The following is an 11,185-nucleotide window of genomic DNA, read 5'->3' on the forward strand; positions in this document are numbered from 1 at the left end:
ACTCTCCATAAAAGAAAATTTGATAAAGCTCTAAATTTACACTGGCATCATAATGATGTCCAAAATTTCGTTTCAACTATTAAGTTAAAACTGTATTTCATTAACGTTTTGTTGTTCAGTTTTCAAGGTTCATTTGTCACTGTGTTTCTTAAGCAACTTTTAAATTATATCGCATTATCACTTTTAAGTCAACAACTTTTTAAATTTAAAATGTTGCGTCTCATACGACAGCTTTAATATTATATCAACTCAATATTCAAAAATCAATATCTTTTTTTGAATTTAAGTAAATTTTTGACATCGCAAAAGCGACATGTATTAATATATCACTATAACTTTAAATATGCAATACCTTTTTTCATTGATTATTGAAATACGGTTAAAACACCAATACATATTACACCTGGTATTCCTAAAATCGTTATTGTTAATGCTGAAAACAAGTTAACAGGAACAATAATATCATAACCATCAACTATAATATGGGCTATGTAAAGTAAAGCAAATGAACAAGCTAACTTAAACCATAAAATAGCTAACTTTTCAAAAACAACACTAAACCCTATTTTTCTTCCTATTAAGATACCAAAAAAGAGTAGCGCACAAACAACACCAATTACAATGTATGTTGTCAATCATATCCTCCTTAATAATGTATTCATAGGAGCATATGCTTTTACGTCTACTCTTATTATGTTCATTTAAGTAATATTTTTCGAATTCGTGCTTCTTTAAATAAATAAAAATGAATACTTTCCGCAATTTTACGTTGTGCAATGATTTCAAGATCGTAATCATCTACTAACCCTTCAATCACTTTTGCGCTATTCCAATCTTCTTTGGTCTCTTTTATAAGATGAATTAATTTTTCATCGAATTCTTTTTTTAATTTCCCCTTACGGCTAAACATCAACTACTCCACTCACCTTATACCAATTTACAGGAAAGACATATAATGATAAATAAAAAATTCACTACTTTTATTAGGTTAGTACTTGACCTAACACTAATCAGCTCAAGAAATTTTCATTTAAAAGGATAATTAGCGGTATCAGCTAACTTAAAAATCCATTTTTTTAATGAGAAACTTTATATATGTAACAGTTCCCACCTACTTCAAAGGAAAAAGAATACTGACACACATTACTAACTTATAAATCTATCATATTTTGTTTTTTGAATGGCTTCAACGATATAGCCATTGAGTTTAAATAGAAAGTATAAACAACAAGTTGAATTTCTCCGAAATTAGAAAGAGAAATTAGTGTAATGATTATAGTTCACGTCTTCCTTCTAATGCTTTTGATAAAGTAACTTCATCTGCATATTCTAAATCCCCACCTACTGGTAACCCATGGGCAATACGAGTCGTACGAATTCCCGATGGTTTAACAAGGCGAGATATATACATCGCTGTTGCTTCACCTTCAATGGTAGGATTTGTAGCTAAGATTAATTCCTGTACTCGTTCATCCTGCAAGCGAGTAATTAATGACGCGACATTGATATCCTCTGGTCCAACGCCATCCATTGGTGAAATAGCACCGTGTAGTACATGATACAACCCTTGATAATCACGCATTTTTTCCATCGCAATAACATCTTTTGGATCTTGGACTACACATATAGTGGAAACATCCCGTGTTTTATCAGAACAGATTTGACAAGGATCTACGTCTGTAATATGACCACAAACAGAACAATACGTTAAATTTCGTTTCGCATCGACTAAAGCTTTTGCAAAGGATAAAACTGTATCTTCTTTCATTGTCAAAACGAAAAATGCCAGTCGAGCCGCAGTTTTCGGACCGATACCTGGCAATTTCATAAAGCTATCAATTAACTTTGATATTGGTTCAGGGTAATACATTTTTGTTTCCTCCTAAAATGGAAGGTTTAAGCCTTGTGTGAATTTACCCATTGTTGCAGTAGTTGTTTCTTCTACTTTCTTTAATGCTTCATTTGTAGCTACAACCATTAAATCTTCTAACATTTCTACATCATCAGGGTCTACTACAGAAGGGTCTAAATTAACACTAAGGACTTCACGTTGTCCATTCATCGTTACTTTTACCATACCGCCGCCAGCAGTACCTTCAAATTCTTTTGCGTTTAATTCTTCCTGTGCTTGCATCATTTCTTTTTGCATTTTTTGCATCTTTTTCATCATACCTTGCATATTGCCCATTCCACGCATTATAAATTCCTCCTAATATACATTTTGACCTTATCTAAATCGATAACATCAATTTTTGAATTTTAATCTTCAACTACCTCAACAAAGTCTTTACCAAACATTTTCTCAGCTTCTGCGATTAAAGGGTCTTCAGAAGCAATCTCTTGCGCATCATCGATAAATGGATCTTCATGGATATTTTCCTGAACCAGTGCCCCTTCATGATCAGTTGTTTCTTTTTTCTGATTTAAACCGTTTTCTTTAATAAAGCTTTGACGCAATGATATCCAATCATTTTCAGGAATACATAATAATTCATACATTGTTCCTGTTATTTGAGAGAGAATTTGAGAAAAGAGTGTTGTAAACTCTCTGTTTTCGGCAACCATTCGACAATGAATATCATACTTGAATTTTACCACAAATGCACTACTTGATGCTGCAACCGGTTCCGCTTCAGCTAATAATGCCGCTTGTGATTTTTGTAACTGACTTAATGTTTGCGCCCAAGCACTTTTAATTTGATGAATATCTTGTTTTGTTGCCCCTTTTAATACTTCACGAATTCTACCAACAGGCGCGTTGTAACCAGTCGTTTTTGCTCGAGGACGTGGCGCTTCCTTCTGTTGAATTGCAGGGTTACCTTGTGCTGAAATCCCATTTTGCAATTGTAAAGTTAACTGTTGAACCATTTTTTCAAGATTCGCCACTTTTTCATTTACAGCAGGGTCAACACTGCCTCCAACATGCCCATTCACCACACTGCTATTTTGAACTTGAGCCATTTTTAATAAAGCCGTTTCCAAATAGATTTTAGTATGATGGGAAAAACGCATTTCTTGTTGCGTTTTAGCTAGTATATCGATATATCCGTAAAGTGTATCGGCGTTAAATTCATGAGCTAATGTTATAAACTTTTCTTCCGATGTTACTAATTCCAGCAATTCAGTTAAATCACTACTTGTTTGTAATAACAATAAATCTCGGAAAAAAGTAATAAAGTCTTCTGATAATCGAACCGGATCCTTACCTTCAGCTATTAATTCTTCTAAAGAACTTAATACTTGTGCAATTTCTTTATTTTTTAATGCAAAGGCTATATCGTAAAAGACGTCTTGGCTAATCGACCCGCTTACAAGAAGAGCATTTTCTAACGTTAACTTATCCCCACTAAACGATACAACTTGATCTAATAAGCTTAATGCATCACGCATCCCACCAGCTGATGCTTGCGCAATTACCTTTAAGGCTTGTTCTTCAAACGGTAAATCAATATCCTCTAAAATAATTTTCATTCGTTCTAAAATATCATTAGAAGATAAACGTTTAAAATCAAAACGCTGACACCTTGAAATAATTGTCGCAGGTAGTTTATGAGGCTCCGTAGTCGCTAAAATAAAAACGGCATGGGGAGGCGGTTCTTCTAACGTTTTTAAAAGTGCATTAAAGGCACTAGTAGAAAGCATATGCACTTCATCGATAATATACACTTTGAAACGAGCATTAGCTGGAGCAAATCTTACTTTCTCAATAATATCCCGCATTTCTTCAACACGGGAATTCGATGCCGCATCAAATTCAATAACATCTGGATGGGAACCTTCTGTAATACTTAAACATGTAGGACATTCATTACACGGTTCCTTTGTTGGAGCTTTTTCACAATTTAATGCTTTAGCAAAAATTTTCGCAGTACTTGTTTTCCCAGTCCCTCGAGGACCTGAAAATAGATAAGCATGGGTTGTTTTATTTGCCTCTAGAGCATTTTGAAGGGTTCTTTTTACATGTGTTTGACCTGACATTTCTCGGAAACTTTGCGGCCTATAAACACGGTAAAATGCTTGATACGTCAATTTTTTCCTCCCCTTCTAAGTTCACGATTTAAGTAGCTACATTATAGCATAAAACAAGAGTGCTTTTCTTCTTTGAATGGATCAAAAAAACAAACTTATTAATAATAGCAAAAACTAGTTTATATATTAGTGTAATACATTTAGTAAAATATCCCCCGAAATAGATAAAAGGTTATTTAGAGTGTATCCATCCATACTCTAATTAACCTAATTAAAAATTCAATGTTACTTAAAACTCTGTCCAACCAACCGAGGAAATGAAATATAGTACAAAATAACGACCGATATACCTATCCAAATCATAAAACAATGGTGCCATAAATTTAATCCAAACTCCAAAGGTTGCCTTCGCAATAGCAACGATCCCCACGTAGCTCTGAAAGTAGGTATAATCAATTTCCATTAACCACTACCAAATTGGATAGATGTTACTAGCACTTGATTGTATATAAAGTTAAAGCCATGCACCAACGAAAAGTAATATTAAGTTTAACCGAAATGGGAACCAAAATTCATGAGTTTCATACTACGCTTGACGACCATGAGTATGCAGATTTAATTAAAAGAACAGGTTAATATCCGAAAAATAATTTCCCTCCATTTTACTTGAGAATTTTTAACTGTATTTAAAGAAAAAATAATTCTACCTAATAAAAAGAGTTATCTCACTAACTAATTGAGATAACTCTTCGTTAACATTATTCTCTTTACCTTCCTAACTTCTTAGCACTGGTGCCTCCAATCCCCCAATGGGATTTAGGAACTTCGCTGACGACTATACGAATGCTTTCTGAAGGAGCATCTAATGATTTGCTGACCGCCTCTGTTACATCCGCTATTAAACCTTCTATTTTTTCTGGAGGTCGCCCCTCCATAATTTGAATATTAATGAACGGCATTACTCTACCTCCTAATTGAATGAACAACTATTTTTTAACAAAAAAGGATACTTCTCCGATACCTCCAAGCTTCACTTGCACAAAGTCTCCAGCAGAAAGTCGGATAGCTTCCGTTAAACCTCCAGTTAAAATCGGTTGTCCCGCTTTTACCTTTTGTCCCTTTCTACTAATCATATTGGCATATCGAGCAACTGAATTTGCTGGGTGACCAAGTACTGCTGCACCTGCTCCTAAAGCTTGCACCTTACCGTTGATTGATAACGTGACACCTACCATATCTAGTGCTACATCTTCTGGGTTTCGCAAGTTAGTACCGAATACAGCTCCCCTCGCTGATGTGTTGTCCGCAATGACATCTGGCAGTGTAAAATTAAAATTTTCGTATCGGCTATCAATAATTTCAATTGCAGGGAATACGTATTCTGTTGCATCTAAAACATCTTGGACTGTAATATTCGGTCCTTCTAGATCTTTTCCTAAAACAAAACCAATCTCCGGCTCTACTTTTGGATGGATATAATCAGATAATGAAATAAAGTCTCCGTCCTCTACTATCATATAATCAAAGATGTAACCATAAATAGGATCTTTGACGTTCATTTGTTTCATTTTTGCTTCACTTGTAATCCCCATTTTTGGTCCAACAATTTTATAACCTTGCTCTAACTTCTGTTTAATAAGCTCTTCTTGAATCATATAAGCTTCCTCAATTGTTAATGTTGGATATAATTGAGCAGTAATTTTTTCAATTTCTTTCTTATCTTTTTCTGTGTTGTGGACATACTCTGTAAGTTCTGCGATTAAATGATGGTTCATCAAGCTCCTCCTACCCGATTGTTATTTTCTCTTTAGAGAGTTCAGCAGCTACGTCGACAATCATATCTTCTTGACCACCAACTACTTTTCTTTTCCCTAACTCCATTAAAATATCTCGGGAATCGACGCCAAATCGTTGGGCTGCACGTTTAGCGTGTAATAAAAAACTAGAGTAGACGCCTGCATAACCTAACGTTAGACTATCTCTATTAATAATTTGTGGTTCAAGTAAAATTTTTGAAACGATATCTTCTGATACATCCATTAATTTATATAAATCAATACCTGTTTTTATACCCATCCTTTCTAACACGGCAATTAAAACCTCTGTTTGAGTATTGCCTGCTCCTGCCCCTAAACAACGAATGCTTCCATCAATTCGAGTTGCCCCTTCTTCAATGGCAGCAAGGGTGTTTCCCATGGCAAGGGACAAATTGTTATGAGCATGAAAACCAATATTAATAGCAAGTTCATTTTTAAGCGCCTTCACTCTTTCTCGGACTTCATTCGGCAATAGTGCTCCAGCAGAATCTACAATATAAACTGTATCTGCACCGTAACTTTCCATTAATTTAGCCTGCTCCACTAACTTCTCTACTGGAGCCATATGACTCATCATTAAAAAGCCGACTGTTTCCATTCCTAAATTTTTCGCCGTTTCGATATGTTGTTTTGAAATATCAGCTTCAGTTACATGAGTAGCAATTCGGGCCATTTTAACGCCTATTTTTGATGCCTCTTTTAAATTTTCAATAGTACCAATTCCTGGAAGTAACAACACAGCAAGTTTTGAAAAATCTACAACAGATACAGCAGCTTCTATTAACTTCATTTCATCCGTTTTAGAAAATCCATATTGTAAGGATGAACCTCCTAAGCCGTCTCCATGGGTGACCTCAATATAAGGAACCTTTGCTTCATTTAATGCTTTAGCAATAGTCGCCACTTGATCGACTGTATATTGATGGCCAATGGCATGACTTCCGTCCCGTAAGGCTACTTCCGTAATGATTATTTCTTTTTCCACTTTAAGTATCCCCCCTCTTTTAAAAAGCCTCTATACAATTGTTTCCATACGGTGTTTTGCAAATTCTTCTGCCACTTTAACAGCTGCTGATGTCATAATATCTAGATTCCCAGCATACTTCGGTAAATAATGTCCAGCCCCTTCGATTTCAAGGAATACTGTAATTTTATTGTCTTCAAATATCGGTTCTGTACGTAATTTATAGCCTGGTACGTAAGATTGAACTTTTTCTACCATTTTATAAATAGAATCGGCTACAAGCTCTTGATTAACTTGATTATTGTTCACAATGACGTGAACAGTATCTCTCATCATAATGGGTGGTTCAGCAGGATTTAAAATTATTATTGCTTTCCCCTTTTTTGCTCCTCCCACTACTTCGATAGCTTTCGCTGTTGTTTCTGTAAACTCATCTATATTTGCCCTTGTTCCTGGTCCTGCACTTTTACTGGAAATGGTAGCCACTATTTCGGCATATTCAACACACTCCACTTTATTGATTGCGTGAATAATAGGAATGGTAGCTTGGCCTCCACATGTAACTAGATTGACATTGTCAGTATCTAAATGAGCACCTAAATTAACAGGTGGTACAATGAAAGGTCCAATAGCAGCAGGAGTTAAATCAATCATTTGTTTACCGAGTTTTTTTGCAACTTGTGCGTTATGAATATGGGCATTGGCACTGGTCGCATCAAACAAAATATCCACACTATTTGGATATTGAAGCAAACCGTCAATACCATTTTCAAACACTTGATAGCCATCCCTTTTTGCACGTTGCATTCCCCTTGAGGATGGATCTACTCCCATTACTGTAGTTAATTCCAGTACTTCGGATCGGGCTAACTTCATCATTAAGTCCGAACCAATATTACCAGTTCCAATGATTCCGACCTTTACTTTGCTCATAACCTTTCCCCCTTTTACTCAGTAAATGAAACTGCTACTTCTCCAAGTTCAGCAAATTTTGCACGACAACGATCTCCAGGTTTCACTTCAATAGCAGCAGATAAAGCACCTGATAAAACCACTTCTCCAGCTTTTAGAGCTACGTCGTAATCTGCAAGTTTATTTGCTAACCATGCCACGCATTTTGCGGGATTTCCCAAAGCAGCTGCCCCTACTCCTGTATTTTGCAATACATCATTGTGATAGAGCGCCATACCTATTTGCTTTAAATCGACTTCCGTTATTTTTTTACGATTTTCACCTAAAACATAAAAACCGGATGAAGCATTATCGGCAACTGTATCGACTAAGGTGATTTCCCAATCTTTAATTCTACTGTCTACGATTTCAAGTGCTGGGACGATATAATCTGTTGCAAGTAGTACATCAAAGGAAGTAATGTTCGGACCAACTAGATCTTCTTTTAATATGAACGCAATTTCCGCCTCAACTTTTGGCTGTAGTAATTTTTTGAAAGAAAGACTATCTCCATTTTTAAGTTCCATTCCATCTAACAAATGACCAAAATCAGGTTCCCCAACCCCTAACATTGTTTGCATAGACTTGGACGTCAACCCAATTTTCTTACCTGTAATAGTTTGGCCAGACTGCACTTGTTGTTGAATTGTATATAACTGAATCTTATAAGCATCATCAACATGAAGATCGGGATTTAAAGCTGTTACAGGTTGAACCCCTTCGCCAATATTCCAAGCATTTGCTAGGTGATTAGAAAACATTTTAGTATCAAGTACATTGGTTTTGTTCACTAAAAGCGCCTCCTAAAGTTTAATCGTAATATTGGACAATTCAGTGTAGAAATCAAAGCTGTGAGCTCCACCTTCACGACCAAGGCCGCTATGTTTCATACCTCCAAATGGTGTGCGTAAATCACGTAAGAACCATGTATTGATCCACACCATCCCCGCTTCAATTTGGCCAGCAATACGATGGGCACGTTTAATATTTGTTGTCCAAAGGGAAGCACTTAGTCCATAATGCGTATCATTTACTTGTTCCAATAATTCTTCTTCCGTATCAAATGGTATTACCGTTACAACAGGACCAAATATCTCTTCACGAACACATCGAGAGTCTTTGCCAAGTCCTGTAATAATCGTAGGTTCGATATAATACCCCTTTTCCAATCCTTGTGCTTGTTTACCTCCAGTTAAGAACTTTCCTCCTTCTTGTGGTACAAGTTCTAAATAACTTTGCACTTTCCGGTAATGCTCTTCACTAACTAATGCGCCAACTTTTGTATTCGGATTCATTGGGTCGCCTACTGTTAATTTTTCCGTTTCGTTAACAAATTTCTCAAGGAACTCATCCATGATTGTTCTTTCTACATAAATTCTTGAACCACATAAACAAACTTCCCCTTGGTTCATAAAACTGGAACGTAGTGTTGTTTCAACGACATCATCTAAATCAGCATCAGCAAAAATAATATTCGGATTTTTACCGCCTAACTCAAAGGATAGCTTTTTTAATGTTGGAGCTGCTGCTTTCATAATCGCACTACCCGTAACTGTTTCTCCTGTGAAGGCAATTGCATCTACATCAGGATGAGAAGTAATAGCAGCCCCTGTTTCTCCAAAACTATGTACCATATTAACAACACCATCAGGTACACCTGCATCCGAACAAATTTGTGCAAGGACTGTTGCTGTCATTGGTGTAACTTCAGATGGTTTCATCACCACTGTATTTCCTCCAGCAAGGGCCGGTGCAAGCTTCCTTGTCATAAGCAACAACGGTAAATTCCAAGGATTAATTAATCCAACAACTCCCACCGGTCGACGTACCGCATAATGAATAGCAATATCATCTTGGTGATATGTTTCAGTACCAACAGAAATCATATAGTCTGCAAAAAAATGGAAATTGTAGGCAGCACGGTCAATATCTACATTTTTGGAGAGCCATAATGGTTTTCCTGTATCCAATGTTTCTAACATGGCTAATTCATCTTTTCTTTCTAAAATGAGATCACCAATTTTACGTAATATCGCTGAACGTTTTCTTAACGGAAGCTTCCCCCATTCTCCTTTTAACGCCTTTCGAGCTGCTTGCACCGCTAAGTCCACTTCTTCTTTGCCACCTTCGGCAACAATTCCCAAAACTTCCTCGGTAGCTGGATTAATATTTTCAAATGTTTTTCCGCTTTTTGAAGGAATATATCTTCCTTCAATATAATGTTGACAATCAATCGGTTTTACCTTCGCTTCTGTTGTAATCATTTAAATCCCTCCACTTTTGAGTGTGAATAATGTTTCTTTACAAATTCCAACTTTTCACAACTCTAATTTTAAACTCATTATAAGAACTACCACCTTCAATTCAAATAAGGCTGTTCCTTTATACGGAACAGCCTTAAACTTTTTTAAATTTTATAAAATTTTGCTAACTGTACAAAGAAACACCGAGGATAATTGGGGGTTTATATACTTTTAAGTATAAAATTAGTAAAATATAAAGAAAAAGTCCCCTTTTTGAAACATAAAGGAGGAATGGTAAACATGGGGAATGATTCGAGTATGTTATCCTCTGTAAAAAATACCCTGCTTATTTTAAAAAGCTTCAACGTCAATAACCCTACCATGCGAGTTAGTGATTTAGCTAAATCATTAGGTTTAGCCAAAAGTACTGTGAGCCGAATAATGAAGACGCTCGCTAGTGAAGGTTTCGTAGTAAAGGATCCCAAAACAAAAGAGTACCGCTTAGGGTTGACGATTTTAACACTTGGAGGATTAGTCTCAAATGATTTTGAGTTTAATCAAGAAACAATTCCTGTTTTAAATGAAGTAGTTGAAAAAACAAAAGAAACGGCACACTTAGCGATATTAGATGGGCTTGATACAATTTATATTAAAAAGAAAGAATGTAACCATCCTGTTCGAATTCTGACCCATATCGGGCGGCGAAATCCAGCCTATTGTACGAGCTCTGGAAAAGTGCTCCTTGCCTTTCATAATGAAAACTTAGTAGAAGAAATTATTGACAATGGCTTATACCCATTTACGAAAAATACTATTACGAACCCTGATATATTAAGATCCGAAATAAAAAAAATTAAAGAACAAGGTTATGCAGTTAGCACTGAGGAACTAACAGAAGGAACTCGATCTGTAGCAGCACCCATTCGAGATCATACAGGCAAAGTAATTTATGCCATTAATGTTGTTGGACCTATTCAAAGAATGCACGATTATAAAATTCCTTCTATTGCTCGCATTTTAATGCAGGCTGCAAATGAAACTTCTGTAAGATTAGGTTATAATGCGAGGTTATTCAAATCATAAGGCAAGCACTTAGTAGACTGTGCTAAGAGCTATTTACAAACCGTTTGAAGATTAATTAGAAAAATCGGATATACAGGAAACAAATAAATATCCGCCTGTAAAACAGGCGGTTTTAGTAACGCCCTATAAGGGCTCCTTACTAACTGCCCCTAAAGGGG

Annotated in this window: 12 protein-coding genes; 1 reads left to right on the forward strand and 11 read right to left on the reverse strand. The window is 35.9% G+C overall.

The window, feature by feature from the left end:
* Positions 1–365: 365 nt before the first annotated feature.
* From ACH0B5_RS17085 to ACH0B5_RS17135, 11 genes are all read right to left on the reverse strand, one after another.
* Complete coding sequence (locus ACH0B5_RS17085; protein ID WP_122973260.1) at positions 366–635, reverse strand: pro-sigmaK processing inhibitor BofA family protein; 270 nt, start codon at positions 633–635, stop codon at positions 366–368.
* Between the two features lie 62 nt (positions 636–697).
* Complete coding sequence (locus tag ACH0B5_RS17090) at positions 698–910, reverse strand: YaaL family protein (protein WP_174232708.1); 213 nt, start codon at positions 908–910, stop codon at positions 698–700.
* Between the two features lie 363 nt (positions 911–1,273).
* Positions 1,274–1,870: a recombination mediator RecR gene (recR, locus tag ACH0B5_RS17095; RefSeq protein ID WP_122973262.1), complete on the reverse strand. Its 597-nt coding sequence runs from the start codon at positions 1,868–1,870 to the stop codon at positions 1,274–1,276.
* 12 nt (positions 1,871–1,882) lie between these two features.
* Positions 1,883–2,197 carry a YbaB/EbfC family nucleoid-associated protein gene (locus ACH0B5_RS17100; RefSeq protein WP_122973263.1) on the reverse strand — a complete coding sequence of 105 codons (315 nt, stop codon included), beginning with the start codon at positions 2,195–2,197 and terminating at the stop codon, positions 1,883–1,885.
* 62 nt (positions 2,198–2,259) lie between these two features.
* The gene (gene dnaX / locus ACH0B5_RS17105) at positions 2,260–4,029 is read right to left on the reverse strand and encodes a DNA polymerase III subunit gamma/tau (RefSeq protein WP_341362921.1); all 1,770 of its coding nucleotides are present in this window, start codon (positions 4,027–4,029) and stop codon (positions 2,260–2,262) included.
* A gap of 707 nt (positions 4,030–4,736) precedes the next feature.
* The gene (locus ACH0B5_RS17110) at positions 4,737–4,928 is read right to left on the reverse strand and encodes a 4-oxalocrotonate tautomerase (protein ID WP_122973265.1); all 192 of its coding nucleotides are present in this window, start codon (positions 4,926–4,928) and stop codon (positions 4,737–4,739) included.
* Positions 4,929–4,955: 27 nt separating this feature from the next.
* The gene (locus tag ACH0B5_RS17115) at positions 4,956–5,744 is read right to left on the reverse strand and encodes a 2-keto-4-pentenoate hydratase (RefSeq protein ID WP_406928198.1); all 789 of its coding nucleotides are present in this window, start codon (positions 5,742–5,744) and stop codon (positions 4,956–4,958) included.
* Between the two features lie 10 nt (positions 5,745–5,754).
* A complete protein-coding gene (gene dmpG, locus ACH0B5_RS17120; protein ID WP_122973267.1) occupies positions 5,755–6,771 on the reverse strand; it encodes a 4-hydroxy-2-oxovalerate aldolase in 1,017 nt (338 codons plus the stop codon).
* Between the two features lie 30 nt (positions 6,772–6,801).
* On the reverse strand, positions 6,802–7,683 hold the full coding sequence (locus tag ACH0B5_RS17125; RefSeq protein WP_406928199.1) for an acetaldehyde dehydrogenase (acetylating): 882 nt from the start codon (positions 7,681–7,683) through the stop codon (positions 6,802–6,804).
* 14 nt (positions 7,684–7,697) lie between these two features.
* The gene (locus ACH0B5_RS17130; RefSeq protein ID WP_406928202.1) at positions 7,698–8,462 is read right to left on the reverse strand and encodes a 2-keto-4-pentenoate hydratase; all 765 of its coding nucleotides are present in this window, start codon (positions 8,460–8,462) and stop codon (positions 7,698–7,700) included.
* Between the two features lie 42 nt (positions 8,463–8,504).
* Positions 8,505–9,965: an aldehyde dehydrogenase gene (locus ACH0B5_RS17135; protein WP_406928200.1), complete on the reverse strand. Its 1,461-nt coding sequence runs from the start codon at positions 9,963–9,965 to the stop codon at positions 8,505–8,507.
* Positions 9,966–10,235: 270 nt separating this feature from the next.
* Between ACH0B5_RS17135 and ACH0B5_RS17140 the strand changes: the two genes are divergently transcribed.
* Entirely contained in the window at positions 10,236–11,027 is a 792-nt protein-coding gene (locus ACH0B5_RS17140) for an IclR family transcriptional regulator (protein WP_406928201.1), read from the forward strand.
* The last annotated feature ends 158 nt before the right edge of the window (positions 11,028–11,185 follow it).

It is taken from the genome of Ureibacillus sp. 179-F W5.1 NHS, from assembly GCF_045369345.1.
Classification (GTDB): domain Bacteria; phylum Bacillota; class Bacilli; order Bacillales_A; family Planococcaceae; genus Ureibacillus; species Ureibacillus halotolerans.

Coding starts and splice junctions, on each gene's coding strand:
- ACH0B5_RS17090 (WP_174232708.1), bottom strand. CDS start 910: ATGTTTAGCCGTAAGGGGAAATTAAAAAAAGAATTCGATGAAAAATTA.
- recR (WP_122973262.1), bottom strand. CDS start 1,870: ATGTATTACCCTGAACCAATATCAAAGTTAATTGATAGCTTTATGAAA.
- ACH0B5_RS17100 (WP_122973263.1), bottom strand. CDS start 2,197: ATGCGTGGAATGGGCAATATGCAAGGTATGATGAAAAAGATGCAAAAA.
- ACH0B5_RS17110 (WP_122973265.1), bottom strand. CDS start 4,928: ATGCCGTTCATTAATATTCAAATTATGGAGGGGCGACCTCCAGAAAAA.
- ACH0B5_RS17115 (WP_406928198.1), bottom strand. CDS start 5,744: ATGAACCATCATTTAATCGCAGAACTTACAGAGTATGTCCACAACACA.
- ACH0B5_RS17125 (WP_406928199.1), bottom strand. CDS start 7,683: ATGAGCAAAGTAAAGGTCGGAATCATTGGAACTGGTAATATTGGTTCG.
- ACH0B5_RS17130 (WP_406928202.1), bottom strand. CDS start 8,462: ATGTTTTCTAATCACCTAGCAAATGCTTGGAATATTGGCGAAGGGGTT.
- ACH0B5_RS17135 (WP_406928200.1), bottom strand. CDS start 9,965: ATGATTACAACAGAAGCGAAGGTAAAACCGATTGATTGTCAACATTAT.
- ACH0B5_RS17140 (WP_406928201.1), top strand. CDS start 10,236: ATGGTAAACATGGGGAATGATTCGAGTATGTTATCCTCTGTAAAAAAT.